The organism is Vibrio harveyi (assembly GCF_030060435.1).
Classification (GTDB): Bacteria; Pseudomonadota; Gammaproteobacteria; order Enterobacterales; family Vibrionaceae; genus Vibrio; species Vibrio harveyi.
This window is the reverse complement of sequence record NZ_CP125875.1, coordinates 2,385,337-2,411,772: the sequence shown is the minus strand read 5'-3', so window position 1 is coordinate 2,411,772 and position 26,436 is coordinate 2,385,337. Positions and strand designations below refer to the sequence as shown.

Annotated in this window: 22 protein-coding genes; 17 read left to right on the top strand and 5 right to left on the bottom strand. The window is 45.3% G+C overall.

Annotated elements, in window-relative coordinates:
- Nucleotides 1–124: 124 nt before the first annotated feature.
- Entirely contained in the window at nucleotides 125–1,729 is a 1,605-nt protein-coding gene (gene mltF / locus QMY49_RS11495) for a membrane-bound lytic murein transglycosylase MltF (protein WP_256893449.1), read from the bottom strand.
- Nucleotides 1,730–2,052: 323 nt separating this feature from the next.
- On the opposite strand from mltF, the gene purL reads away from it, so the two are divergent.
- The gene (gene purL, locus QMY49_RS11490; RefSeq protein WP_005447626.1) at nucleotides 2,053–5,964 is read left to right on the top strand and encodes a phosphoribosylformylglycinamidine synthase; all 3,912 of its coding nucleotides are present in this window, start codon (nucleotides 2,053–2,055) and stop codon (nucleotides 5,962–5,964) included.
- 232 nt (nucleotides 5,965–6,196) lie between these two features.
- Nucleotides 6,197–6,499: a DUF3622 domain-containing protein gene (locus tag QMY49_RS11485; RefSeq protein ID WP_005447624.1), complete on the top strand. Its 303-nt coding sequence runs from the start codon at nucleotides 6,197–6,199 to the stop codon at nucleotides 6,497–6,499.
- Nucleotides 6,500–6,588: 89 nt separating this feature from the next.
- On the opposite strand, the gene QMY49_RS11480 is transcribed toward QMY49_RS11485, so the two are convergent.
- The 3 genes from QMY49_RS11480 to QMY49_RS11470 all read right to left on the bottom strand — a co-directional run bounded on the left by QMY49_RS11480 (nucleotide 6,589) and on the right by QMY49_RS11470 (nucleotide 10,688).
- Nucleotides 6,589–7,011, bottom strand: coding sequence for a DNA-directed RNA polymerase subunit beta (locus QMY49_RS11480; RefSeq protein ID WP_283314109.1), 423 nt, complete (start codon nucleotides 7,009–7,011; stop codon nucleotides 6,589–6,591).
- Between the two features lie 179 nt (nucleotides 7,012–7,190).
- Nucleotides 7,191–9,377, bottom strand: a complete 2,187-nt coding sequence (locus QMY49_RS11475) for a TonB-dependent receptor domain-containing protein (RefSeq protein WP_283311570.1) — start codon at nucleotides 9,375–9,377, stop codon at nucleotides 7,191–7,193.
- A 240-nt stretch (nucleotides 9,378–9,617) separates the two neighbouring features.
- Entirely contained in the window at nucleotides 9,618–10,688 is a 1,071-nt protein-coding gene (locus QMY49_RS11470; protein WP_005447618.1) for a succinylglutamate desuccinylase/aspartoacylase family protein, read from the bottom strand.
- Between the two features lie 330 nt (nucleotides 10,689–11,018).
- Here QMY49_RS11470 and QMY49_RS11465 point away from each other — a divergent pair, with 330 nt between their 5' ends.
- Nucleotides 11,019–11,558, top strand: a complete 540-nt coding sequence (locus QMY49_RS11465) for a DUF3332 domain-containing protein (protein ID WP_005447616.1) — start codon at nucleotides 11,019–11,021, stop codon at nucleotides 11,556–11,558.
- 98 nt (nucleotides 11,559–11,656) lie between these two features.
- Here the strand turns inward: QMY49_RS11465 and QMY49_RS11460 are convergent, their stop codons facing one another.
- Nucleotides 11,657–13,129, bottom strand: coding sequence for an aminoacyl-histidine dipeptidase (locus QMY49_RS11460; RefSeq protein ID WP_009697714.1), 1,473 nt, complete (start codon nucleotides 13,127–13,129; stop codon nucleotides 11,657–11,659).
- Between the two features lie 459 nt (nucleotides 13,130–13,588).
- Here QMY49_RS11460 and vcdP point away from each other — a divergent pair, with 459 nt between their 5' ends.
- From vcdP to thiL, 14 genes are all read left to right on the top strand, one after another.
- On the top strand, nucleotides 13,589–13,675 hold the full coding sequence (gene vcdP / locus QMY49_RS27345) for a small protein VcdP (RefSeq protein WP_017188447.1): 87 nt from the start codon (nucleotides 13,589–13,591) through the stop codon (nucleotides 13,673–13,675).
- 486 nt (nucleotides 13,676–14,161) lie between these two features.
- Entirely contained in the window at nucleotides 14,162–15,451 is a 1,290-nt protein-coding gene (locus QMY49_RS11455) for an NCS2 family permease (RefSeq protein WP_005447607.1), read from the top strand.
- Between the two features lie 342 nt (nucleotides 15,452–15,793).
- Nucleotides 15,794–16,258 carry a xanthine phosphoribosyltransferase gene (gpt, locus tag QMY49_RS11450; protein WP_283311566.1) on the top strand — a complete coding sequence of 155 codons (465 nt, stop codon included), beginning with the start codon at nucleotides 15,794–15,796 and terminating at the stop codon, nucleotides 16,256–16,258.
- A 90-nt stretch (nucleotides 16,259–16,348) separates the two neighbouring features.
- A complete protein-coding gene (frsA, locus tag QMY49_RS11445) occupies nucleotides 16,349–17,596 on the top strand; it encodes an esterase FrsA (protein ID WP_009697716.1) in 1,248 nt (415 codons plus the stop codon).
- A 118-nt stretch (nucleotides 17,597–17,714) separates the two neighbouring features.
- Nucleotides 17,715–18,104: a sigma factor-binding protein Crl gene (crl, locus tag QMY49_RS11440; protein ID WP_005447601.1), complete on the top strand. Its 390-nt coding sequence runs from the start codon at nucleotides 17,715–17,717 to the stop codon at nucleotides 18,102–18,104.
- Between the two features lie 122 nt (nucleotides 18,105–18,226).
- Entirely contained in the window at nucleotides 18,227–19,366 is a 1,140-nt protein-coding gene (gene proB, locus QMY49_RS11435; RefSeq protein WP_005447599.1) for a glutamate 5-kinase, read from the top strand.
- Nucleotides 19,367–19,383: 17 nt separating this feature from the next.
- A complete protein-coding gene (locus QMY49_RS11430) occupies nucleotides 19,384–20,634 on the top strand; it encodes a glutamate-5-semialdehyde dehydrogenase (RefSeq protein WP_026000141.1) in 1,251 nt (416 codons plus the stop codon).
- Nucleotides 20,635–20,761: 127 nt separating this feature from the next.
- Nucleotides 20,762–21,211, top strand: coding sequence for a transcriptional regulator NrdR (nrdR, locus tag QMY49_RS11425; protein ID WP_005424846.1), 450 nt, complete (start codon nucleotides 20,762–20,764; stop codon nucleotides 21,209–21,211).
- Nucleotides 21,212–21,218: 7 nt separating this feature from the next.
- Nucleotides 21,219–22,343 carry a bifunctional diaminohydroxyphosphoribosylaminopyrimidine deaminase/5-amino-6-(5-phosphoribosylamino)uracil reductase RibD gene (ribD, locus tag QMY49_RS11420; RefSeq protein WP_283311560.1) on the top strand — a complete coding sequence of 375 codons (1,125 nt, stop codon included), beginning with the start codon at nucleotides 21,219–21,221 and terminating at the stop codon, nucleotides 22,341–22,343.
- Between the two features lie 11 nt (nucleotides 22,344–22,354).
- Complete coding sequence (locus QMY49_RS11415; RefSeq protein ID WP_283311559.1) at nucleotides 22,355–23,008, top strand: riboflavin synthase; 654 nt, start codon at nucleotides 22,355–22,357, stop codon at nucleotides 23,006–23,008.
- A 152-nt stretch (nucleotides 23,009–23,160) separates the two neighbouring features.
- Entirely contained in the window at nucleotides 23,161–24,270 is a 1,110-nt protein-coding gene (gene ribBA, locus QMY49_RS11410) for a bifunctional 3,4-dihydroxy-2-butanone-4-phosphate synthase/GTP cyclohydrolase II (RefSeq protein ID WP_005447594.1), read from the top strand.
- 169 nt (nucleotides 24,271–24,439) lie between these two features.
- On the top strand, nucleotides 24,440–24,910 hold the full coding sequence (ribH, locus tag QMY49_RS11405) for a 6,7-dimethyl-8-ribityllumazine synthase (protein ID WP_005440184.1): 471 nt from the start codon (nucleotides 24,440–24,442) through the stop codon (nucleotides 24,908–24,910).
- Entirely contained in the window at nucleotides 24,910–25,377 is a 468-nt protein-coding gene (nusB, locus tag QMY49_RS11400; RefSeq protein ID WP_005440182.1) for a transcription antitermination factor NusB, read from the top strand. Before ribH ends, nusB begins: the two co-directional genes overlap by 1 nt.
- Nucleotides 25,378–25,455: 78 nt before the next feature.
- On the top strand, nucleotides 25,456–26,421 hold the full coding sequence (gene thiL, locus QMY49_RS11395; RefSeq protein WP_005447592.1) for a thiamine-phosphate kinase: 966 nt from the start codon (nucleotides 25,456–25,458) through the stop codon (nucleotides 26,419–26,421).
- Nucleotides 26,422–26,436: the final 15 nt, after the last annotated feature.

Below are 26,436 nucleotides of genomic sequence, written 5' to 3'. Positions count from 1 at the left end.
CGTATTGGTATGGCACCAAATAGCAACGCAAACTAGATAAGCTCGAAAGACCGGATTCTAGATAACTTTTTTTGTTGACTCAACAAAAAAATAGCGAGCTGTGAGCTCGCTATTTTCGAAAGGTTTATTCCGCCCCTGAAACAGGAATAGGTTCGGTTTTCGTCTCTGGTTTTTGCACTTCATTTGGTGTTGTGCTTTTAGCCCCTGAAACTTGCTCAGCCAAGGTTTCAACCGCCCCAGAAACCAATAGGTTTGGATTGAGTGGCGGAATGACCTGAAGATCTTCCGTATCTTCGTCAATGGCTGGTTTCTGACTGACATGACCAATGATCGATTGATAGTAACGGCGGATGTTTTCTACGTAGTTACGTGCTTCATCACCACGGGCATAACCGTAACGAGTCTGGCTGTAATAACGTTTCTGACGCAACAATGGTAGACGCTCTTTTACATCTGCCCATGCGTTTGGATCGCCGCCTTGCGCTTTAGTCAGGCGTCGTGCGTCCATCATATGACCATAGCCAACGTTGTAAGATGCCAACGCAAACCAAATCTTTTCGTGTTCATTAATGGAATCTGGTACACGAGCGACAATACGACGCAGGTATTCCACACCACCTCGAACAGACTGTTCTGGGTCAAGTCGGTCCGTTACCCCAACGCTCTTAGCAGTAGGCAATGTAAGCATCATCATTCCACGTACACCCGTCGGTGATTTTGCTTTTGGTTTCCAGTGGGACTCTTGGTAAGCCAATGCGGCGATCAAGCGCCAATCAAACTCTTCGCTGTATTTTTGGAATAGTGGTGCCCACTTAGGCAGGCTATTGTCTAGCGCTCGGATAAAGGCGCGAGTATCGACATAATCAAATGCTTCAATATGACCGATGTACTTTTCTTCTAGTGTCGCCAACTCGCCTGACTGCTGGATATTGCCAAAGAATTCAATCAGCATCGCGTATAAGCTTTCATCTTCAGAGCGGCGAGTAAACCAAGAGACGGGTTGGTCTTCTGTTAGCTCAAAAGCAAGTGCAAGATCTGGGTATAAACGTTGAGCTAAAGATAATTCAACCGAGTCAGTTACAGTAAAACGCAGTTCACCCGTCGATACGTGTTTTAGCAAATCGCGAGTGTCTGCATCGCCAACAATCTCGAATTGAAGCTCTGGATATTCTTTTTGTAGTGACGTTAGTGTCGGAACAAACTGTGATTGTTCAACGATCTGTAGCGTTTCTGCACCTGCATTGGCATTTTCATCGACAGCCTTTTCATCTTTTGATTCTTGATACTTGATGAGCTGATCAATGTCGCGAGGACGAAGTTGTCCTTTCTTATATACCACCTGTTGGCTTACGTAGTAGTAGGCAGGTCCCGGACGGAAGCGTTGCACCGCTTGCGAAGTTTGATTCAAACCTGTCGCAATGATGTCGATATCGCCTTTTTTGAGGGCAGGGAATAACTCGGCTTGACGGAAAGCAGGTTTGATTTCCAACTTCACGCCTAGTTGTTCTGCAAATTTACGTGCCAGTTCGTAATCCAAGCCAGCAGGACCGTCTGGACCAATGTAGTAGGAGAGTTGGTTATTTAGCGTGCCAACACGTAGGACACCACGCTCTTGGATTTGCTCAAATTCACTTTTAGGTTCCGACTCAATCTGACAGGCAGAAAGTAAAAGCACAGAAGCGAAAAGTAGGGCGCTGCGCTTGAGTCGGTTGAACTGACTTATTTGCATTAATTCGGTACGTCTCGATAAATTTCTAGTTGCCTTTATATCAAAGCGCGCTGGTGGGGCAAAGTGAATCAGACAGATAGAGTGCGACATTGTGTGATTTATCGACATTTTAGTCGTAATTCAAATTTGGCAAAAAAAATGACGCAAACGGTTGCTTTTGGTGTTACATCACAAAAACAATTGCTATATAATGCGCTCGCAACGAAGAGGTGGCATCGGCATAGGTTTGAAAAACCTTCGGGAATAGCTTCGAAGAAAACAGTATAACCCACTGAATTTATTCCAATATCACCTTAATCACTTGCAATAAGAGACCTAAGCACATGAGAATTTTGCGTGGCTCCCCAGCTCTTTCTGAGTTTCGTGTTAATAAACTACTGGAACTATGTCGTGAACAAGATCTGCCTGTCACTGGCATTTACGCAGAGTTTATGCACTTTGCGGATCTAAAGTCTGACCTTGATGACCAAGAGTTGGAAAAACTGGAAAAATTGCTGACTTACGGTCCAACGATCGAAGAGCATGAGCCAGAAGGTCTTTTACTTCTTGTGACTCCTCGCCCGGGCACTATTTCGCCTTGGTCTTCTAAATCTACAGACATCGCCATCAACTGTGGTCTAGACAAAGTAAAACGTCTTGAGCGCGGCACAGCATACTACGTAGAAACAGCGACGCCTCTTAACGATGCTCAAATTGCAGATGTAAAAGCGCTCATCCATGATCGCATGATGGAAGTTACTTTTACTGACTTCGACGACGCAAGCGCATTATTCCAAGCTGCAGAACCTGCACCAGTGGCAGACGTTGACCTATTAAACGGCGGTCGTGCTGCGCTTGAAAACGCAAACGTTACCCTAGGTCTTGCACTTGCAGATGATGAAATAGAATACCTTTACGATGCGTTCGTAAATAAGCTAGAGCGCAACCCGACTGACATTGAGCTGATGATGTTCGCACAAGCGAACTCAGAACACTGTCGTCATAAAATCTTCAATGCAGATTGGACTATCGACGGTGTTAAGCAAGAGAAGTCTCTGTTCAAGATGATCAAAAACACGTTTGAAACCACACCAGAAAACGTACTGTCTGCGTACAAAGATAACGCAGCAGTTATGGTGGGTTCAGATGTAGGTCGTTTCTTCCCGAACCCAGAAACTCGCCAGTACGGTTACAGCCAAGAGAAAGCGCACATCCTAATGAAGGTGGAAACGCACAACCACCCGACAGCGATCTCTCCATGGCCGGGCGCTTCTACTGGTTCAGGCGGTGAGATCCGTGATGAAGGCGCGACTGGTATCGGTGGTAAGCCAAAAGCAGGTCTTGTTGGCTTCACTACTTCTAACCTACGTATTCCTGGTTTTGAGCAGCCATGGGAAACAGATTTCGGTAAGCCGGGTCGTATCGTTAACGCTTTAGATATCATGCTAGAAGGTCCACTTGGTGGCGCGGCGTTCAACAACGAATTTGGTCGTCCAAACCTACTTGGCTACTTCCGTACTTACGAAGAGAAAGTTAACTCTCACGCAGGTGAAGAGGTTCGTGGTTACCACAAGCCAATCATGATTGCTGGTGGTATGGGTAACATCCGTGACGAGCACGTTCAGAAGAAAGAGATCCCCGTAGGTGCAAGCCTAATCGTACTTGGTGGTCCTGCAATGAACATCGGTCTTGGCGGTGGTGCTGCTTCTTCAATGGCATCTGGTCAATCAGCAGAAGACTTAGATTTCGCTTCAGTACAGCGTGAAAACCCAGAGATGGAGCGTCGCTGTCAGGAAGTGATCGACCGTTGTTGGCAACTTGGTGATGCTAACCCAATTGCATTCATCCACGATGTGGGTGCGGGCGGTATCTCTAACGCACTTCCAGAGCTTGTCGACGATGGCGAACGTGGTGGTATTTTCCAACTGCGTGACGTACCAAATGACGAACCAGGCATGAGCCCACTTGAGATCTGGTGTAACGAATCTCAAGAGCGTTACGTAATGGCGGTTGCGCCAGAGAACATGGAAGTATTCGATGCAATCTGTAAGCGTGAGCGCGCACCATACGCAGTAGTAGGCATCGCAACTGAAGAGCGTGAGCTTAAACTTGAAGATTCACACTTCGAGAACACGCCAATTGACATGCCAATGGATGTGCTTCTTGGTAAGACGCCTAAGATGCACCGTGATGCGAAAACGCTAAAAGCAAACAACCCGGCGGTTAACCGTGACGGCATCGAGCTGAACGAAGCCGTGGATCGCGTTCTACGCCTTCCAACCGTTGCAGAGAAAACATTCCTAATCACGATCGGTGACCGCACGGTAACAGGTCTTGTAGCGCGTGACCAAATGGTTGGTCCGTGGCAGGTTCCTGTTGCTAACTGCGCAGTAACTGCTGCAAGTTATGACACTTACCATGGTGAAGCGATGTCAATGGGTGAGCGTACACCAGTTGCTCTACTAGACTTTGGTGCATCGGCTCGTCTAGCGGTTGGTGAAGCGATTACCAACATCGCTGCGACAAACATTGGTGATATCAAACACATTAAACTGTCTGCAAACTGGATGTCTCCAGCCGGTCACCCGGGTGAAGATGCTGGTCTTTACGAAGCGGTGAAAGCAGTGGGTGAAGAGCTATGTCCAGCACTTGGTCTGACTATCCCTGTGGGTAAAGACTCAATGTCGATGAAGACCAAGTGGGAAGAGAACGGCGAACAGAAAGAAGTAACCTCTCCGCTATCTCTCATCATCACTGCGTTTGCTCGTGTTGAAGATGTTCGTAAGACAATCACACCGCAATTGCGCACAGATAAAGGTGACACGTCACTGGTTCTTATCGACCTAGGTAACGGGCAAAACCGTCTAGGCGCAACAGCACTTGCGCAGGTTTACAAGCAGCTTGGTGATAAGCCAGCAGATGTAGACAACGCAGCACAACTGAAAGGTTTCTACGAAGGAGTTCAAACTCTAGTAGCAAACGATCAAGTAGTGGCTTACCACGATAAAGGCGATGGCGGTCTATTTGTAACGCTTGCAGAGATGGCATTCGCTGGTCACTGTGGTGTTAAAGCAGACATCGCCGACCTAGGTGAAGATGTACTAGCAGCACTATTCAACGAAGAGTTGGGTGCAGTGCTTCAGGTTAAAAACGATGACCTAGACGCTGTACTTTCAACGCTAGCAGCGAACGGTCTTGAAGCATGTTCTCACGTAATCGGCTCAGTCGAAGCGTCTGATGAGCTAGTGATTACTTCTGGTGACACAGTGGTTCTTGAGCGTAACCGTACTGAACTGCGTACTATCTGGGCTGAGACGACGCATAAGATGCAAGGTCTACGTGATAACCCAGCATGTGCTGACCAAGAGCATGAAGCGAAGAAAGACAACTCTGATCCAGGTCTAAACGTTAAGCTAAGCTTCGACGTAAACGAAGACATCGCAGCGCCTTACATCGCGGGTTCTATGGTAAATACCGGTGCGAAGCCTAAGATGGCTATTCTTCGTGAGCAGGGCGTTAACTCTCATGTAGAAATGGCAGCAGCGTTTGATCGTGCAGGTTTCGAAGCGACTGATATTCACATGAGCGACATCCTAACAGGTCAAGCGGCTCTGGATGAGTACCACGGTCTAGTGGCTTGTGGTGGCTTCTCTTACGGTGACGTACTTGGTGCGGGTGAAGGTTGGGCTAAGTCTATTTTGTTCAATGCACAAGCTCGTGAACAGTTCCAAAGCTTCTTTAATCGTGACAACACATTTTCTCTAGGTGTGTGTAACGGCTGTCAGATGTTATCGAACCTGAAAGAGCTAATCCCAGGTGCAGACCTATGGCCACGCTTTGTTCGTAATGAATCTGAGCGTTTTGAAGCGCGCTTTAGCTTAGTTGAAGTTCAGAAGTCTGATTCTGTATTCTTTGACGGCATGGCGGGTTCTCGTATGCCTATCGCAGTTTCTCACGGTGAAGGTCGTGTAGAAGTACGTGATGCTGACCATCTAGCAGCGATTGAAGCATCAGGTACCGTTGCGGTTCGTTACGTGGACAACCACGGTAACCCAACGCAGCAATACCCGAATAACCCGAACGGTTCGCCAAACGCTATTACGGGTCTAACGACTCAAGATGGTCGTGTCACAATCATGATGCCGCACCCTGAGCGTGTGTTCCGCACAGTAGCGAACTCATGGGCTCCAGAAGGTTGGGGCGAGAATGGTGCTTGGATGCGTATGTTCCAAAACGCACGTAAGAACATCGGCTAATTACGGCGTAGTACAAGGTTAACGAAAAGAATAAAGCGCTGGTTGAAAGACTGGCGCTTTTTTATTTAAGGGAATCGAGAACGTCTCCCGTCTCCCTTAAAAAACTTGCAGCGTTTCGGTAACTTTTATGCTCTAATACCGCGCTTACCAAGGGATGGTGTTAAACAGCTCAGCTTAGATGGAGTTATCAAGTTGACCGAATCCCTGATTAATCCCTTAGGAAATGAAAGAAATGTCTAAAAATCCAAAATTTGCTATCCGCGTAACTGAAAAACGTAACGGCTGGAGCGCAGAGATCACTCGTCAAGTGACATCTCGTAAGACAGTAGTATCAAAACGTGAAACTGGTTTTGACAGCGAAGAGAAAGCACAAGCTTGGGCTGAGCAAGAACTAGCGGGTTTTGTTCAAAACCAAGTTGTTCGTAACGAGCGTAAAGCAGCACAGCGTCAAGAGCGTGAAGCTGAGCAACTAGCGGCGAAAGTTCGCAAAGAAGAAGCTCGCAAAGCGCGTGAAGTAGAAGCTGACGAAGAGTAATCTCAGCCTACTAGATGGCTTATCTGTGCCGTCGATTATGAATTAAAAAGTGCCCTGAGATCATCTCGGGGCATTTTTGTTTGTGTCGTTTAAAAGCAGTCCGAAGATACCGAAAAGCTCACCGAACCTTCTGCAGGGGCTGCAAATTGCTTATTACCTGCAAGCAATTGAGGATTATTCGAATAGGTTCGATGCTTGTGGCTGTTTTTGGGAGTATGTACGGGCGGCAAATCGATGTTATGCAAGCCGTCAGAAAGATCTTTGGCTTCCCCATAATCATAATCTCTCGCTTCCGTAATCTCTCCTTTTGTGTATTGGCAATGATCGGGTTTGCCATCTTCTTTCCACGTTAAACTATCTGTTTGAGCATCAAGATCTAAGTTGTCTGTCACAGTGGCAGCGTAATGATCTTCTAATTGCTGGCGCTTACTGTGTTCTTCCAAATATTGAGAGATATTGTCTTGTGAAATACTCGTTGCATGCGGAGAGGCTAGGGCAGCGACAAATAACATTTGTTTCCATGTCAGCGTTTTTCTTCGAAGGCTCATAAGTCTCGTATGTAAAATGAGGGTGATAGACCCAAGTCACTCTGGCTGAATCAAGCATTTTGAGGTTACTTGGATATAAACGAAAACTCGGAGCCATTCATAGCCCCGAGCTGGTTGAAGACCAATACAGATAATGTGATTAATTAGTACTGGTAAGTCAGTTTAAGTTTAACTTCACGACCCGGTGAAGGCACGCCGTTAGATAGGTAGGCTTCATAGTAACGGTCAGTTAGGTTTTTCACGACCGCTCCAACGCTCAAGCCTTTGACTTGTTGCACATCCCAAACGACATACGCATTTTGCAGCGTATATTGCTCACTAGGCGATTTTACTTTCAGGTTGTTTCCCTCTGCCTTCGTTTTGGTTTGTGCATCGTACCAACGTACTTCCCAACCTGAGCGTAGACCTGGGAGCCATTCGTAACCGAAGCCTAGGTTGATGTTCAATGGTGGTACATCTGGGTGATCGTCATCAGAACCAGTGGAGTCAGATAGACTACCTTTGTTTTTACCACGTACGTAACTCGCTGAAAAATCAGTATAGAAATCTGAAATACGGTACTGTGAAATCAACTCAAAACCGTAGTTTTTGAACCCATCTAAGTTCGTATTCCAGCTTTGGTTTTCTGTACTGTTTTTATCTAGATTTGCGCCTGTTCGGATATCGACCGTGTCATTTACGTCGTTGTAAAACACGGTAAACTCCGTTGCAAGGTTGTCACGGTCACTGACGAGACCTTCGGTTAAATTGATCACGCTCGCTTGGTAGGCATGAATGCGCGAAACATCCAGATCTCTTGCTGTTGCTGTCGCCGTAGCGCGGGCATATTGTACAGAGTAGATGTTATCAACCGTTGGCGCTTTTAATGCGTATGCGTAAGAGAAATTCAAACGCGTATTATTAGTGGCATCAAAATCGATATCGAGACGCGGACTAAAGCCTTTGTGGCTCGTCTCACTGTAGTCATGTCCAGCCGCCGGATCGTCGTAGTCTGGCGCTGCATTGCCTTTACCTTCGCTGGTGATGTATTCATAACGCAAAGATGGTGTGATGGTTAGACGATCGGTCGCTTGGTAATGGTCTGCTACATAAGCGGCGTAAATCGTCTGTATACCCGATGGTTCGTAATAAGGCGTGTACCAGCCGTAGTTCTTTGCTTCTTTTTTGGCATACGATTTATTGAAGACCAGTGAATCGCGATCAGTTTTTTGGTACTGAAGACCGGTGACTAGTGCGTGATCTCCAATTTGTGCTTGGTTGAAGACATCAACATAATCGCGTTCGTAACTTAGCCAAGACTCGTGACCGTAGCTGCCGACAGAGACGAACATTTTTTCGAATGCAACATCAGGGCGTACCCAGTGGCGATCATTTTCAGAGCGTGCCATTTTGATGTTGAAATCAATGTAAGGATTGGAAGGCATGTAATGGTAAGAGAGCGTCGTCGTATTGTCGGTGTATTTGTTGTCGACCGTGTACGCGTATTTCGCCTTCTCTAATGAGCCATATTTTTTGATGTTGTAGTCGGAAATATTCGGCATTTTTCCACGACGGTTCGCCCAAGGTTTGCGGCCTTCGTCTTTGTAGCGCGTATGACTGATTTCGAACTCGTGGTCGTCATTTTCATAGCCGACTTTCACCAGCATGTTTTCTTGCTCGTAACCCGAGTAATCCAACGTTTCACCGCCGCCAACTTGGATGTCATCTGAATCTTTTACCGAGCCATTGGCTAAGAAGTAGAAGCCGGCGTCGTTCTTGCCGTATAAGGACAAGGTGTATGAGTTTTCATCACCATTATTGTTATAGCCAGTGGAAACACGAGCACCAAAGTTACGATCGCCATCGAGGAGATCATCGACACTTTTCGTTTTGATACGGATGGAGCCACCAAATTTACCATTCAATGCGCGATAGTCGTGCGCGCCTTTGATGATCTCTGCCTCGCCAATTAAGAACGGGTCAAAGAAGAAGGTTCCGTAACGGTATTGTTGGAAGCCGATAGGTGCGCCATCAACAAATACAGCGATGTCACTTGGGTCATCAAAACCGCGGATATTGATACGTTCCCCCCCAGAGCGAGCACCACCATCTAATGTTGCTCCTGGCACGGAGTCGATCATATCTGCAAAATTGGAATACTGCTGTTCCTCGATAAGAGACCAATCAATGGTCGTTTGAGCAGGTTCTGCAACAGTGATTGGTTTCGCGTAATGCACACCAATGACTTCAAGCTCTTCATCTGAGCCTTCTGCTGCATAGGAAGCAAGGGAGTTGAGCACTGCGAGCGAAACAAGGCTTACCTTGAAGCCATGAGTGGATAAACGTTTCATATTCGTCATTTATAGTAATTTGATTAGGCGAGGATTATATGAATGCTGCACAAATTAATAAATGATAATGAGATTAATTATCAATGGTGTTTTTTTGAATGCCTGTAAAGTTTTATATCCACCAAATGACGGTAAAACAGATTTTGATAGGGATTAAGATATGTAGGGAAGTGAATGTGTCTATCTTTTCGCCACAAAAAAGCCCAGATGAATTTCTGGGCTTTCAGTTTATGCAAAAACTTATTGCTGAGTTTCTAGCGGAATTTGCCCTGTCGTGACTTGATCAACATCGAACTCTGTTAGCTCTTCAATATAGCTTTCTACGGTTTGTTCAACGACATCATCGTCTTGTTTGAAGTAAGCAATGTGGAAGATTGCATCACCTTCGTTAACTAGAGGCAGTGTTTGCTGACCGATCACGATACCGCCTTTTGGTGCAACCAGTTCAAGTTCGTCGTGACCAAGCGGCGAGCTGATGTATGCGAGTGTTTCACCTTCTTCAACTTTGTCACCTAGGTTCACGACAGTACGCAGAATACCGTTACCTGATGCACGTACCCAACTGGTGGATTTTGCGATAATTGGTTCTGGTAGCTTTTTGCGGCTTGCGCGAAGCATGCCGATGGCTTGCATGACGCGCTGCACGCCAAGTACACCTGCGCTGATAGATAGAGGGTCAAAGCGCAGAGCTTCACCAGCTTCATAAGTTAGCACTGGGATATCGCATTTTTCAGCTTCACTACGCAAAGAGCCATCACGCAGTGCCGAGTCTACGATCACTGGTGTGGCAAACGCTTTTGCGATTCGCAGTGTTTCTGGATTACTCAGGTTCGCACGGATCTGCGGTAGGTTAGTACGGTGAATCGCACCCGTATGAAGATCCAAGATGTAATCACAGCGTTTGGCGATATTGTTAAAGAACCCATGCGCCATGCGAGATGCCAATGCACCTTTTTCGCTTCCTGGGAAGCAACGGTTTAGGTCGCGGCGGTCCGGTAGGTAGCGTGACTTATGAATAAAACCAAATACGTTCACAATAGGAACCGCAATCACGGTGCCTTTCAGCTTTTGCGGATCCAGTTGGTTGATCATCTGACGAACGATTTCTACGCCATTAAGCTCATCACCATGGATCGCCGCATTCACCATTAGCACGGGACCTTCTTGTTTACCGTGGATGATTTCCACAGGAATAGAAAGTGGTGAGTGCGTGTAAAGCTGTGCTGCTTCAAATTCGGTTTCTAGTCGTTGTCCTGGTTGTACTTGATGCCCGAGTAGCTCAAATACTTTGCTTTTTTTACTTCTGGCCATAAACCATCTCTGTCAAATACGTTAGCAACAATGTAACAACTGGTTCAAAATCACACTAATCATTCTTCTTTAGGTGACGAAAAATAATTTTTATTGAAAAGATTAAAGTTTCACCAGATGTATGAGTTGTGTAAGCACATTGGGTTAATTTCTGTGTTTATTGAGTGGCTGTACGCTGTGTTTTAAAGTAGCACATTCATCGAGTAAATAAGGCTGTGTTAAATTTAATACTCATATTTTTTTGAAGAAAAACTGACTTTTACCTATGGTTTTAATCCGCTAATATCCCCGCCGAATTTTTGACCTAATACTATTTAACTAGAGGTTTTGATGAAAAAGGCGTTCGCTAAAATTGGCGCATTGACTGCAGTCGCAGTTTCTCTTTCTGGCTGTGTGGGCAGTAATGCAGTGACAGGTTACGTAATGGGCTTTAACCTAAAAGCAGTAGATAACCGTTACGCTCGTGGTGGTCTAAACATGCTTTTGGCGCCTGTTTATGGTGTTGCTGTTGCAGCGGATTACATCGTATTCAACTCTCTAGAATTCTGGACTGGTAAAAACCCACTAAACGGTAAGCCACACATCTTTGATACCAAGATGGATACTTACATCGACGTGAACCACCAGTTAGACAAATCTCTAACGACTGCACCGATCGGTCCTCTAACGCACAACCGTGTTATCGAGCAAGGTCAAATGCAACAGATCGACGAGAACACCGTTCAGATGGACATTACATACAACAACGGTGACAAAGCGACACTAATGGGCGTTCGTGAAGGTGACTTCGTTACTTACTACATCGATGGTGAAGTAGTTGCTAAAACTTCTATGGATGAGCTAGCGGCATACGCGCAAACTCGCGCATAGTTTGCGATACTCTTGTTATAAAGAGTCTGTAATAAAAAGCTCACAATAAGAAAAGGGTGCCGAGGCACCCTTTTGTGTTTTTCGCGTATTGGTTTGAATTACGCTTTTTCAGGAATGGCTTCAAGAAGCGCAACCATTTGGTCCCAGAACAGCTGAACGGTATCGATCTTCACTTTCTCATCTGGAGAATGAGGGAACTTGATGGTTGGACCGAAAGAAACCATATCCATGTTCGGGTAAGGTTCTTTGAACAGACCACATTCAAGACCTGCGTGGATAACCATGATGTTTGGCTTGTGACCGTAGATGCCTTCGTACATATCACGGAAAATTGCCATGATCTCTGAATCAGCATCTGGTTTCCAGCCTGGGTAAGCGCCAGAGAATTCAATTTGAGCACCAGCCAGTTCAGCGACAGATTGAAGCATACCTTCAACTTGGCTACGACCTGAGTCGATCAGGGAACGAATTAGGCATAGAACGGTTACTTTGTTCTCTTCTGTTGTGATAACACCAACGTTAAGTGATGTTTCAACCACGCCTTCAACTTCATCACTCATACGCATTACACCGTTTGGACAAGCGTTCAATGCTGCGATGAAACGTTGTTGGTCTGCAATCGCAAACACTTGTGCATCTGTTGCAACTTCTTCGTTGAAAGTCACGATGTCTGTTTCAATTTTACCAAGCTCTGTTTTTAGTAACTCAGTGTAGTAGTTGAACAGTTCCGCTAGTTTATCTTGATTTTCTGCCGGTAGTGCTACAGTTACAAAAGCTTCACGAGGAATCGCGTTACGTAAACTACCGCCACGGAATTCAACCAGGCGAAGATCCAACTCTTGCGCGTGACCAGCGAGGAAGCGACCAATCAGTTTGTTTGCGTTACCGCGACCTGTATGGATGTCACAGCCAGAGTGACCGCCTTTTAGACCTTTCAGTGTTAGTTGACGAGTAATAAAGCCCGCTGGAATTGCGTCACGAGTAATATCGAAGGTCATTGCGCCATCGATACCTCCTGCACAACCCATGTACACTTCGCCTTCTTGTTCTGAGTCTGTATTTAGAAGGATATCGCCTTCCAACCAGCCAGCTTCAAGACCAAATGCACCTGTCATGCCTGCTTCTTCATCAATAGTCAGTAAAACTTCAATAGGACCGTGCTTGATCTCTTTAGAAGCAAGTACAGCAAGACAAGAAGCCATGCCGATGCCGTTATCTGCACCTAGCGTTGTGCCCTTTGCTGTTACCCATTCACCATCGATGTATGGCTGAATTGGATCTTGAGTGAAGTCGTGATCAGTGTCTTCGTTCTTTTGTGGCACCATGTCGATGTGTGCTTGAAGCACTACACCTTTTTTGTTTTCCATACCTGGTGTCGCAGGTTTTTTAATGAACACGTTGCCAGTTGGATCGCGGCGTACGTCAAAACCTTGCTCTGTTGCCCAAGTAACAATGTACTGTGCTAGAGCTTCTTCATGTTTTGAAGGGTGAGGGATTGAACAAATCTTATCGAAAAACTGCCAAAGTGGAGCAGGTGATAAGGTACTGATTTCAGAATGGAATTCAGACACGGAAGACTCCTTTTGATGTGCTTTGCCAAATTTAAACCGTAAATTTAATGAGTGTTTAGCAGTAAATGCTAATCGGTATTGGCTTGGAATTGCCCTCAGCATACCACCAGAAAAGCGGTTCTAGTAGTTGTGGTGAAAAGGATTTGCCCTAGAACTGTCACAGATTATGAACACAACGTAATACACCAATGCAACGAGCTTAGTATGTTCTGAAAGTTTGTTTAATTTTTAATTTACTAAACTGTAATTTAATTACAGTTAATTCTTGATGGAGGTCAATTTATTAAGTTTTTGTGATTTTGGTCACTAAATGCTTGTAATTAAATTTCTGGGTGGTATATTTGTAACCAGCTTCTGAGAGAAGAATGAAATGCTCAAAGGATGAGTCCGTTTATCGCCTCCAAGGAACTGAGAAATCAACCAAATTAACAGTATTAATTGATTTAGAAGGTGATATTTATGAAAGGTTTACCAAGTGCAATGTTCTGGAACAGTAAATCTGTTTACACCGGTAACTTTGTATACCCAACAAGCTTTGGTTACTAATTGAAGCCAACGCATGTGACTCGAACAAGTTTGTTCACCCCTATAAATTGGAATTTTTTTTCAGTGCATAGTGCTGACATGATTCACCGCCACTCAAATTGAGTGGCGTTTTTTTATCTTCTGATCCCAATCTCGCCTATTTTATCGCCACCAAGCTTCAATTCTCCGATTGCTTATCTCACTTGTTTCATTTTCTGACCAATTCTTTGGGTATTTAGCGTCCAAAACGATGACTTTGCGTTTGAAAGTTTAATACATTGCTCAGTTTATACACATACGTTTGTTTTCAGTACAAGTTCGTTAGTTATTGTTTATTAAGACCTAAATTTATTTGCTGTTTAAAACGCTAGCGAATGGGTTTCATATCCCAAGAAAAAAATCCCTTTAGAGTGAAAATTCTATCTGGAATTTGTTATTTGATAACTTTATAATTCGAGCCAATCGATTACGCAACCGTTTACTTTTTACCTTTTACAGGATTCGATCATGCTCGAAAGGCTCTTTAAACTTAGTGAAAATGGCACCAATGTGCGCACTGAGATCATCGCAGGTGTTACTACCTTCCTAACTATGGCTTACATCATCTTTGTAAACCCAGCTATCCTTGCAGATACAGGTATGGATCGTGGTGCCGTGTTCGTTGCGACGTGTCTTGCTGCCGCTATTGGCTGTTTCATCATGGGCTTAGTAGCAAACTACCCAATCGCTCAGGCTCCAGGTATGGGGCTAAACGCGTTCTTTACCTATTCCGTTGTGTTGGGCATGGGTTACACATGGCAAGTCGCGCTAGCAGCAGTATTTGTTTCCGGTCTGCTATTTATCGTCTTGAGTGTGTTTAAGATTCGCGAATGGATCATCAATTCGATTCCACTTTCTCTTCGTACTGGTATCTCAGCAGGTATCGGTCTGTTCCTTGCTTTCATCGCACTGAAAAACGCAGGTATTGTTGTAGATAACCCAGCAACGCTAGTTTCAATGGGTAATATCACTTCTCTACCATCTGTACTTGCAGCGATTGGTTTCTTCATGACGATTGCATTGGTTCACCGTGGTGTGAAAGGTGCGGTTATGATCGCAATCCTAGGCGTAACAATTCTTGGTCTGATCTTTGGTGACGTTCAGTGGGGCGGCATCATGTCAACACCACCAAGCATCGCGCCAACCTTCATGCAGCTAGACTTCTCTGGCTTGTTCGAAGTAGGTATGATCTCTGTAGTATTTGCTTTCCTATTCGTTGACTTGTTCGACACTGCAGGCACGCTAGTTGGTGTTTCGCAAAAAGCGGGTTTGACTGACGAAAACGGCAACATTCCACGCCTAAATAAAGCGCTACTTGCAGACTCAACAGCAACATCTGTCGGTGCTCTACTAGGTACATCAAACACGACGTCATACATTGAGAGCGTTTCTGGTGTAGCCGCTGGTGGTCGTACAGGTCTAACTGCTGTGGTTGTTGGCGTACTGTTCCTTCTTGCTCTATTGTTCTCGCCACTAGCGGGAATGATTCCAGCTTACGCAACGTCTGGTGCACTATTTTACGTGGCTATCTTGATGCTTTCTGGTCTTGTTGGCATCGACTGGCGTGACCTAACAGAAGCGGCTCCTGTTGTCGTAACGTGTTTGGTTATGCCTTTGACTTTCTCTATTGCAGAAGGTATCACGCTTGGTTTCATTGCTTACGCTGCGATCAAACTGTTCAGTGGTAAAGGACGTGAAGTCTCAATGAGTGTATGGGTTATGTCCGCTATCTTCATTGCGAAGTACATCCTAGGCTAACTCTGACGATTAAAAGAAAAGCCAGTGTGGGCACTCGTTCACACTGGCTTTTTGTTTGTGGGCTTTTACTGGAGGGGAATTTCTCCTTGTTTATGGAGCATTTCTTCTCAAATTCATTCCCTTCTTTATTTTGCCGTGTTCACTGAATTCGATTTTTCTGCGTAATAGACGGAGAATTTTGATATCAGCGTTGGTATTAATCATGGGTTTCGGTAGAATAATCGTTTGCGTAGCTTGAAACCCCCATTTCCTCTGGTGTGGGAAATCTAGATTGATGAGTCCATTTCAGCGCCATCAGCTAGGTCACGGGGATGCATATTTTGAAATTATTAGGTTATTACAATGAGTAAAAAATTCATTATCACTTGGGATGCGATGCAGTCTTACTGCCGTGAACTGGCTGAGAAACAAATGCCAACTGAGCAATGGAAAGGTATTTGGGCGGTAAGCCGTGGTGGCTTGGTTCCTGGTGCTATCTTGGCTCGTGAGCTAGGTATTCGCTACGTAGATACAATTTGTATCTCAAGCTACGACCACGATCATCAACGTGACATGACAGTGCTTAAAGCGCCAGAAGGTGACGGTGAAGGTTACCTAATCATTGAAGACCTAGTAGATAGCGGTGATACAGCGCGTAAACTTCGTGAAATGTACCCGAAAGCAAAACTGATTGCTGTATGTGCTAAGCCTTCTGGTAAAGAGCTACTTGATGACTACGTAGTAGACATCGCACAAGACACTTGGATCGAGCAACCTTGGGATATGTCTATCCAGTACGCTGAGCCAGTAAATCGCAAGCAAAAATAAGTTTGCACTAAGAATATTGAGAAATGCCCCTTTATAGGGGCATTTTTTTTATTATTATTACGCTATTGCAACCAGCCTAGAGTTCTTCCTATGTCAGAAGACGTCAGTAAAAACCTCTCCGAAACTTTGTTTGTCAAACACAAACAAGCGAAAGAAACCTCTGCACTTACTCAATACATGCCGACCAGCCAAAAGATTCTTGATGAGCGAGAAGAGCATGAAGATCGTGCTTGGTATCGTCATTTGAGACGTCTTCAATGGGCGTGGCAGGGCTTATCTCCTATCGAAATGGAAGGGGTACTTTCTAAAATCGCGTCATCGAATCATTCTCGCACCGAAGATAAATGGCTTGATACGGTCATGGGTTACCACGGTGGTAACTGGACGTTTGAGTGGATTAAGTTAGGCATGGAGCATCAACGCCGCGCGAATGAAATGAAGGGGGAGGAAGCGGCTGATGAGCTGTTTACGGCTTCATTGTGTTTTAGCATTGCAGGCTATCCACATTTAAAGAATGATAACTTAGCCATTCAAGCACAGGTATTGGCGAACAAAGCGTATTCAGAAGGCTCAGAAAAAACTAAATACGTGATCAAGCAGATCGAAGTGCCTTACCAAAAACGCAAGATCATCGCGAACCTACATCTTCCTCGCACAGATAAACAATTACCAGTTGTAATGGTCAGTGCTGGTTTGGACAGCTTGCAAACGGATATGTGGCGCTTGTTCAGAAACCACTTAGCTCCAAAAGACATTGCGATGGTGACTATTGATATGCCGTCAGTCGGTCATAGTTCACATTGGCCGCTGACTGAAAACTCCAGTTGCCTTCATCAAGCGGTTTTGAATGAACTGTATTCTCTACCTTGGGTTGATCACCACAAAGTTGGATTGATTGGCTTCCGCTTTGGCGGTAATGCCATGATTCGTCTTTCGTTTGTTGAGCAAGAAAAGATCAAAGCTTGTGTGGCTTTGGGAGCACCAGTGCATGATCTGTTTACGTCGCCTAAAAAGTTGCAGCAAATGCCGAAGATGTACCTTGACCTATTAGCGTCTCGCCTTGGTAAGAGTGCTGTTGACATCAATAGCATGGCCGGACAGATGATGGCATGGTCACTCAAGGTACAAGGTTTCCTAAGTAGCCGTAAAACTAAGGTGCCAATTTTAGCATTGAGTCTCGAAGGGGACCCAGTTTCACCTCATAGTGATAACCAGTTGGTAGCACTGTTTAGCCAGTACGGACAAGCCAAGAAAATCAGTTCCAAGACAATTACAAAAGGTTATGAGCAATCCCTCGATTTAGCCATAAAGTGGTTGGAGGACGAATTATTAAGATGACAAATCTCCTAATTTAGTTAAGAGTGATATATGTGAGCAAAAAATAAGCTCATGATAATTAAAAATAATAATCATTCTTGGATAGCTAAATATCCTTACTATGGAAACGGAGATTCTTATGTCAGAGACGACACAAGGGCCGACTCACTTTCGCTTGATGTCAAAGTTGAAGGCGATAGGTCCGTACCTGCGCGAACCACAATCACAAGAAGGGCACTACTATTTTGACTGTCTATCTGTCTGTGTAGACGACAAAAAGTCACCTGAGAAACGTGAATTTTGGGGCTGGTGGATGGACTTGGAGTCCATCGAAGGTGGCTTTACGGCAAAATACCATATTGGTAAATACAACAAAGAAGGGGAATGGACCTCAGAACCATTACCAAATAAGGTAGTAGAGGAAGTGTACTTGACACAAAGTACCTTCCATCAAAAGCTTATTGATACAGTGGCTGAGCATTTCAAACTGGAAGTGGAATATCACACCGAATCGTTTGATTTCGCCTAATTTGGCTGTTTTCTTCCCTGATAAGACAAAAAGGTGCGTTTTCGCACCTTTTCTGCTTGTTAAATCCCCATTTGATTGCTAAAACATCCACTCTTTATTTGTTTTTCATTTCAGAAGACATCATGACAACGAATCAACAGAATGCAGTTGTTTCACAACCACAGACCGTCGTTGTGAAACTGGGTACAAGTGTGCTGACAGGCGGCACTTTGGCGTTAGACCGTGCTCATATGGTAGAGCTGGCTCGTCAATGTGCTGAGCTTAAAAAACAAGGCCATTCAGTAGTAATGGTTTCGTCTGGTGCGATTGCAGCAGGCCGTGAGCATCTTGGATACCCCGCACTGCCCAACGCGATGGCGAGCAAACAGTTGCTTGCAGCCGTGGGTCAGAGCCGTCTGATTCAAACATGGGAGTCTTTGTTTGGTATTTACGGTATCAAAATTGGTCAGATGCTACTGACTCGCGCTGATTTGGACGATCGTGAACGTTTCCTTAACGCACGTGACACCATTAATGCGTTGGTTGCGAATGACATTATCCCTATCGTTAATGAAAACGATGCTGTCGCTACAAATGAAATCAAAGTAGGTGATAACGATAACTTGTCTGCTTTGGTGGGGATTTTGTGTGGTGCAGACAAATTGCTGCTCCTGACTGATCAAAAAGGTTTGTTTACCGCAGACCCACGTAAAGATCCGAATGCTGAGCTGATCAAAGAAGTGAAAACTATCGATGATACTTTGCGTAAAATTGCAGGTGGTAGTGGCACAACGCTAGGTACGGGCGGCATGGCAACCAAACTTCAAGCGGCAGACATAGCTCGCCGTGCAGGTATTGAAGTTATTATCGCCGCTGGTAGCGCACCAAATGTTATCTTTGACTCATTGAGTTCAGAGCCACAAGGCACACGTTTCCTACCGTGTTCTGAAGCACTAGAAAACCGTAAGCGTTGGATCTTAGCCGGTCCTGCGGCGTCTGGTGACATCATTATTGATGACGGTGCCGTTAACGCGGTTGTAGGTAAGGGCAGTAGTCTGCTTGCGAAAGGCGTTATTAAAGTAAGTGGTGATTTTGCTCGTGGCGAAGTCGCCCGCGTGACAAACTCCCACGGTAAACTGGTTGCTCGTGGTATCAGTGCCTACTCAAGTGAAGACCTAGCGAAAATTGCAGGTAAGCACAGTAAAGATATCATCTCTATTTTGGGTCATGACTACGGCTCAGAAGTGATTCATCGCGATGATCTTGTCGTCATTCAAGAATAGAAATTGAGGGAAGCAAAGTGGATTTAACGAATATGGGTAAAGCTGCCAAAGATGCAGCTTTCGAATTGGCGACAGCGTCAACCGCACAAAAGAACCAAGCACTAGCCATTATCGCCGATGAGCTAGAAGCAAATGCAGCAACTATTTTGGCTGCAAACGCAAAAGATATTGAGTTAGGTCGCGAAGCGGGTCTAACGGATGCATTACTTGACCGCCTTTTACTGAATGAAGAGCGCTTAACGGGTATTGCTAACGATGTTCGTAATGTGATCAGCCTTAACGATCCTGTGGGCAGTGAAATTGACAGCAAAGTGCTAGAAAACGGCATGTCTCTGTCTCGTCGTCGCGTGCCACTTGGTGTAGTTGGTGTGATTTACGAAGCGCGTCCGAATGTAACCATCGATATTGCTGCTTTGTGTCTAAAAACAGGTAATGCAAGCATCCTACGTGGTGGTAAAGAGACATTTTTCTCTAATATGGAGCTGGTGAAGGTTATCCAATCGGCACTTGCGAAAGCAAACTTGCCAGCGGCTTCTGTTCAGTACATTGAAAAACCAGACCGTGAGTTGGTTTCTCAATTACTTAAGCTAGACGACTACGTCGATATGATCATTCCACGTGGTGGCGCTGGTCTACACAAAATGTGTAAAGAGAACAGCACCATTCCAGTGATCATTGGTGGTTTTGGTATTAGCCACATTTTTGTTGATGAATCAGCAGAGCTAGATAAATCACTCAATGTTGTTGAAAACTCAAAAGTTCAACGTCCGTCCGCATGTAACTCGCTAGATACTTTGCTGGTTCACGAGAATATCGCTGCGCAGTTCCTGCCAATGATCGTAGAGCGCATGAGCGAAAACGTAACTTTTGTCGCAGAGCCAAAAGCAAAAGCACTGATGGCACAAGCGAAACAAATTCGCGATGCGGGTGAAGGTGATTTTGATACGGAATGGCTAAGTTATACGCTAGGTGTAAAAGTGGTTGCTGATGTGAAAGAAGCGATTGATCACATGCGCGTTCACAACGCGAGCCACTCAGATGCGATCATGACAAACAGCCTACAAAACTCAGAATTGTTCATTAACTCTGTCGGTTCTGCGGCGGTTTACGTAAATGCCGCAACACGTTTTACTGACGGTGCTCAGTTTGGTTTAGGTGCCGAAGTTGCGGTATCAACTCAGAAGCTGCATGCTCGTGGTCCTATGGGTTTGGAAGAACTGACCAGCTACAAATGGGTTGGTAAAGCGAACTACTTAGCACGCAGTTAACAGAAACCGTTTGATATTGATTGAAAAAGGGGCAGCGATGCCCCTTTTTGTTTTCTCTAACATAGCAATTCCGCTACACTAGTCTTGCTTTTGGGACGAACCCAATTGCAAGCTATTTGGAGGTGATATGCATTGTCCTTTTTGTTCTGAGAACGATACAAAAGTAATTGATTCACGCTTGGTTGCTGATGGGCATCAAGTGCGTCGTCGTCGTCAATGCCTTGCGTGCAGTGAACGTTTTACAACTTTTGAGACCGCAGAGTTGGTGATGCCGAAAGTGATTAAATCTAATGGTAACCGTGAACCATTTGATGAAGATAAAATGGTTGGTGGTATTCAACGTGCCTTAGAAAAACGTCCAGTCAGTGCTGACTCTATTGAGCTAGCCATCAGCATGATTAAGTCCCAACTACGTGCAACTGGTGAACGTGAAGTTCCAAGTGAAATGATTGGTAATTTGGTTATGGATCAATTGAAAGAGCTGGATAAAGTCGCTTATATCCGCTTTGCATCGGTTTATCGTAGCTTTGAAGACATCCGTGAATTCGGTGAAGAAATTGCTCGCCTAGAAGACTGATTGAATCATGGCTCAACAATCTCTCTCTTCAGAATTTACCTCTCAAGATTTCGAAATGATGTCGCGTGCGCTCAAGTTAGCGAAGCGCGGCATTTATACAACGGCACCTAACCCGAATGTAGGCTGCGTTATTGTCCGTGACGGTGAGATTGTTGGCGAAGGTCATCACCATCGTGCGGGGGAACCTCATGCTGAAGTTCACGCGATGCGTATGGCTGGCAATAAAGCTGAAGGCGCAACGGCATATGTGACACTGGAACCTTGCTCTCATTATGGTCGTACACCACCTTGTGCAGAGGGGCTAATCAAAGCCAAAGTCGCACGTGTTGTTTGTGCAATGGAAGATCCAAACCCGAAAGTTGCAGGACGCGGTTTTCAAATGCTGCGCGATGCGGGGGTAGACGTTCAAGTTGGCTTATTAGAAAGCGATGCGATCGAGCTGAACAAAGGGTTTATCAAGTTCATGCAAACTGGCATGCCTTATGTTCAGTTGAAAATGGCAGCCAGCCTCGATGGGCAAAGTGCACTCAATAATGGTCAGAGTCAATGGATCACCTCCCCAAAGGCTCGCCAAGATGTACAGCGTTATCGAGCGTTGAGTGGCGCTATTCTCTCTACCAGTAAGACAGTCATTGATGACAATGCATCGCTGAATGTGCGTTGGGATGACCTGCCATGCAGTGTGCAAGCTCAATATCCTCAAGATGAAGTTCGTCAGCCTCCTCGTGTGATTTTCGATCGCCAGTCTCAACTTAGCGATGATCTAAAACTATTCAATACTGACGGTGAGCGTATTATTGTTAATCACGACGGCGATATTGCGCCTGAGCTGACGGAAAATGGTCAAATTGACTTAACGGCGACATTAAAAGCTGTAGCGAGCGAATATCATATTAATCACTTGTGGGTTGAAGCTGGTGCTACACTCGCGAGTTCATTAATCAAAGCTAACCTTGTAGATGAACTGATTGTTTATCTTGCTCCTAAATTAATGGGCAGCGATGGGCGAGGTTTGATTGGTGCTCTTGGGCTAACCGATATGGCACAAGTTATCGATTTAACTATTACCGACGTTCGAATGGTAGGGGTGGATATTCGCATTACCGCAACCGTCAAACGCAACCAAAGCTAGAAAGAAGCATTATGTTTACAGGAATTGTAGAAGCAGTTGGCAAACTAACTGCAATCACGCCAAAAGGCGAAGACATCACCGTTAAGGTCGAAGTTGGCAAGTTGGATATGTCTGACGTTAAGTTGGGGGACAGTATCGCAACGAATGGTGTGTGCTTGACGGTCGTCGACTTCGGTAGCAACTATTACAGTGCTGACTTATCACTGGAAACGCTGAATAAAACAGGTTTTGCCGCTTACCAAGTTGGCGATAAAGTGAACCTTGAAAAGGCCATGTTACCAACGACACGTTTTGGTGGGCACATTGTGTCTGGTCACGTCGATGGCGTGGGCGTGATTGTTGAGCGCAACCAAGTTGGTCGAGCGATTGAATTCTGGGTAGAAATGCCTACTGAAATCAGTAAGTACGTCGCAGAAAAAGGCTCGATCACAGTGGATGGCATTAGTCTGACCGTCAATGACCTACGTAAAAATGGTTTTAAATTGACGATTGTTCCTCACACCAGTGAAGAGACCACGATTGATCAGTTCCAGGTGGGTCACAAAGTGAACCTAGAAGTGGATGTACTGGCTCGCTACATGGAACGCTTGCTACAAGGTCAAAAAGAAGAATCGCAAGAGTCACGTATTACCATGGACTTCTTGCAGCAAAATGGTTTTGCGTAGGCGAAACCGACAATAATCACAGAACGTTATCAGGTTAATTGACTTAATAAGGGTTGGCTGCAAACTGCGCTAAAGCCAGTAGACATGGCTAACCGAAACGTTAAACGTATTGCTGCTGCAATAATAAATTTATGAATAACGGGAAACAGAATATGCCTATCAGCACGCCTCAAGAAATTATTGATGACATTCGCGCGGGCAAAATGGTCATCCTGATGGATGATGAAGACCGCGAGAATGAAGGTGATTTGATCATGGCTGCCGAGCACATTACGCCGGAAGCAATCAACTTTATGGCTACGCATGGTCGTGGCTTGATCTGTCTAACCATGACAAAAGCACGTTGTGAAAGCCTTGGTTTACCGCCAATGGTGCAAGACAACAATGCGCAATACACCACGAACTTTACCGTTTCTATTGAAGCGGCTGAAGGTGTTACGACAGGTATCTCTGCCGCAGACCGTGCTCGCACTGTACAAGCAGCCGTTGCGCCAAATGCGAAAGCAGCTGATTTAGTTCAACCTGGTCATATCTTCCCTCTAGCAGCACAAGATGGTGGCGTTCTAACTCGCGCTGGTCATACAGAAGCTGGCTGCGATTTGGCTCGCCTTGCAGGTCTAGAGCCAGCATCGGTTATCGTTGAGATCCTAAACGACGACGGCACGATGGCACGTCGTCCTGATCTTGAAGTATTTGCTGAAAAGCACGGCTTAAAGCTAGGTACTATTGCGGACTTGATTGAATACCGCAATAACACCGAAACAACGATTGAACGTGTTGCTGAGTGTGCATTGCCAACAGAGTTTGGTGAGTTCACGCTTGTGACTTACAAAGACACGATTGATAACCAAGTGCACTACGCAATGTGTAAGGGCGACCTTGCTTCTGAAGCGCCATTGGTCCGCGTTCATTTACAAGATGTATTTACCGATGTCCTTCGAAGTGACCGCAACGCAGAGCGTAGCTGGACACTTGAGAAAGCAATGAAGCGCATTGGCGAAGAAGGTGGTGTTCTGGTTGTACTTGGCAACGAAGAGTCAACCGATCTGCTTATTCACCGAGTGAAAATGTTTGAAGCACAAGACAAAGGCGAAGCACCAACGCTTGCTAAGAAGCAAGGTACGTCACGCCGAGTGGGTGTCGGCTCTCAAATCCTTGCTGATCTGGGTATTCACGATATGCGCCTGCTTTCTTCAACCAACAAGAAGTACCACGCACTCGGCGGTTTTGGTCTGAATGTGGTTGAGTACGTCTGCGAATAATAACTGACCAGCGAGTTCCTAGTCTTACACGCACTTATCGTCGCTAAGGCGAAGAACTCGTGATTCGTCCCCAATTTCCATTAGATATTGCTCACAAAATTGTGATAGAATCCGGCGATTCTCACTTGATGAACAATTTTCACTTATAAATAGAGTTAAAGGAAAGCTTATGAAAGTGATCGAGGGTGGCTTCCCAGCGCCAAATGCAAAAATTGCTATCGTTATTTCTCGTTTCAACAGTTTTATTAACGAAAGCCTACTATCTGGTGCGATCGATACACTAAAGCGTCACGGACAAGTAAGCGAAGACAACATCACTGTTGTTCGTTGCCCAGGTGCCGTAGAACTACCTCTAGTAGCTCAACGTGTTGCTAAAACTGGTAAGTACGATGCAATCGTATCTCTAGGTACAGTAATTCGTGGCGGTACACCGCACTTTGACTATGTTTGTAGTGAGTGTAACAAGGGTCTTGCACAAGTTTCTCTGGAGTACAGTCTTCCAGTAGCATTTGGTGTATTGACTGTTGATACTATCGATCAAGCGATTGAACGCGCAGGAACCAAGGCTGGTAATAAAGGTGCAGAGGCTGCACTAAGCGCACTTGAAATGATTAATGTACTATCTGAAATTGATTCCTAATGGGGGCCAGTGTGAAACCAGCCGCACGTCGTAACGCACGTCAATTCGCTCTACAAGCGATCTATTCATGGCAAATTACTAAAGATAATGTTGCCACGATCGAAGAACAGTTTTTGTCTGGCGACAAATACGATGAAGAAGAACTTCACGCATCTGAGCCTGCACTTGCTGCTCCAGAAACAGACGTAGCTTACTTCCGTGAACTACTAAGCGGTGTTGTACTTAGCCACTCTGAGCTAGATAGCAAAATCCGTCCATACGTGTCTCGTCCAATGCAGGACCTAGACATGATGGAACTTGCTCTTCTTCGTCTTGCTATGTACGAGATGACTCGTCGCGAAGATGTTCCTTACAAAGTGGTAATCAACGAAGCGATTGAACTTGCAAAAGTATTCGCGGCAGAAGACAGCCACAAATTTGTGAATGGTGTGCTAGATAAAGCGGCGCCACACGTACGTAAGAAATAACGATTTCTTCATTAAAAAGGTCAGCAGATGCTGACCTTTTTTGTATCAAAAGCTTTTCCATCAAAAAGTAAGTGAATAATGTCTGGTGAATTCAATCTGATCGATAAGTACTTTGTTGGACGTCAAAGCCAACGCAAAGACGTACACCTAGCGGCGGGGGACGACTGTGCGTTAGTGAAAGCGCCAGATAACGTACAAATTGCCATTAGTACTGATACGTTAGTGGCTGGAACCCATTTTCTTGCGGATGCAAACCCTGCTTGGGTCGCACATAAGGCGTTGGCATCAAATATTAGTGATCTCGCGGCAATGGGTGCAACGCCGGCGTGGGTGAGCTTTGCATTGACGATGCCTAAGCCTGATGAAGCTTGGCTCGCTCCTTTTTGTGATGCATTTTTTGAGCTGGCGGATTATTTTGGTATTCAACTTATTGGTGGTGATACCACAAAAGGTCCACTGAGCCTGACGCTCACCGTGCAAGGGTTTGTACCAGAAGGGAAAGCATTGACTCGCTCTGGGGCGAAAGTCGGGGACTGGGTTTATGTCACGGGCAACCTTGGAGATGCCAAAGCCGGTCTGGATGTGATTCTGGATGATTCACTGCGCTCACGTATTGCTGCGCAGGAACTTGAGACAGCGCATTATCTTAGCTCACCTCGTGTTTTGGCTGGTCAAGCGCTTGTTGGGTTGGCTTCGGCTGCGATTGATATCTCTGATGGTTTAATCTCTGATATCAAACACATCCTCAAACGTTCTGATGTTGGTGTGAGCTTAGATGTTTCCCAATTGCCAATTTCTTCAGAACTGGTTCAGTTTTTAGATGATAAGGTCATCGCACAGCAGTATGCTCTATCAAGTGGCGAAGAATACGAACTGTGCTTTACTGTGCCAGAGCAAAACCGTGGCTCATTACAAAGCGCTTTGTCTCATATCGGATGTAAAGTCACGTGTATTGGTCAGATTCGACCAAAAGGTACCTTCGAGCTGCATGATAACAATCAACCGCTTGATTGGGATCTGAGTGGCTTTGACCACTTTAAATGATATGAGCTAGGCTCT

Bases quoted from the DNA above. Each gene is read 5' to 3' on its own strand.
- mltF (WP_256893449.1), bottom strand. From the start codon at position 1,729: ATGCAAATAAGTCAGTTCAACCGACTCAAGCGCAGCGCCCTACTTTTC.
- proB (WP_005447599.1), top strand. From the start codon at position 18,227: ATGACAACGAATCAACAGAATGCAGTTGTTTCACAACCACAGACCGTC.
- thiL (WP_005447592.1), top strand. From the start codon at position 25,456: ATGTCTGGTGAATTCAATCTGATCGATAAGTACTTTGTTGGACGTCAA.
- nusB (WP_005440182.1), top strand. From the start codon at position 24,910: ATGGGGGCCAGTGTGAAACCAGCCGCACGTCGTAACGCACGTCAATTC.
- nrdR (WP_005424846.1), top strand. From the start codon at position 20,762: ATGCATTGTCCTTTTTGTTCTGAGAACGATACAAAAGTAATTGATTCA.
- QMY49_RS11415 (WP_283311559.1), top strand. From the start codon at position 22,355: ATGTTTACAGGAATTGTAGAAGCAGTTGGCAAACTAACTGCAATCACG.
- QMY49_RS11480 (WP_283314109.1), bottom strand. From the start codon at position 7,011: ATGTTATTTGTCGCTGCCCTAGCCTCTCCGCATGCAACGAGTATTTCA.
- ribD (WP_283311560.1), top strand. From the start codon at position 21,219: ATGGCTCAACAATCTCTCTCTTCAGAATTTACCTCTCAAGATTTCGAA.
- QMY49_RS11485 (WP_005447624.1), top strand. From the start codon at position 6,197: ATGTCTAAAAATCCAAAATTTGCTATCCGCGTAACTGAAAAACGTAAC.
- purL (WP_005447626.1), top strand. From the start codon at position 2,053: ATGAGAATTTTGCGTGGCTCCCCAGCTCTTTCTGAGTTTCGTGTTAAT.
- QMY49_RS11475 (WP_283311570.1), bottom strand. From the start codon at position 9,377: ATGAAACGTTTATCCACTCATGGCTTCAAGGTAAGCCTTGTTTCGCTC.
- frsA (WP_009697716.1), top strand. From the start codon at position 16,349: ATGTCAGAAGACGTCAGTAAAAACCTCTCCGAAACTTTGTTTGTCAAA.
- crl (WP_005447601.1), top strand. From the start codon at position 17,715: ATGTCAGAGACGACACAAGGGCCGACTCACTTTCGCTTGATGTCAAAG.
- ribH (WP_005440184.1), top strand. From the start codon at position 24,440: ATGAAAGTGATCGAGGGTGGCTTCCCAGCGCCAAATGCAAAAATTGCT.
- QMY49_RS11470 (WP_005447618.1), bottom strand. From the start codon at position 10,688: ATGGCCAGAAGTAAAAAAAGCAAAGTATTTGAGCTACTCGGGCATCAA.
- gpt (WP_283311566.1), top strand. From the start codon at position 15,794: ATGAGTAAAAAATTCATTATCACTTGGGATGCGATGCAGTCTTACTGC.
- QMY49_RS11455 (WP_005447607.1), top strand. From the start codon at position 14,162: ATGCTCGAAAGGCTCTTTAAACTTAGTGAAAATGGCACCAATGTGCGC.
- vcdP (WP_017188447.1), top strand. From the start codon at position 13,589: ATGAAAGGTTTACCAAGTGCAATGTTCTGGAACAGTAAATCTGTTTAC.
- ribBA (WP_005447594.1), top strand. From the start codon at position 23,161: ATGCCTATCAGCACGCCTCAAGAAATTATTGATGACATTCGCGCGGGC.
- QMY49_RS11465 (WP_005447616.1), top strand. From the start codon at position 11,019: ATGAAAAAGGCGTTCGCTAAAATTGGCGCATTGACTGCAGTCGCAGTT.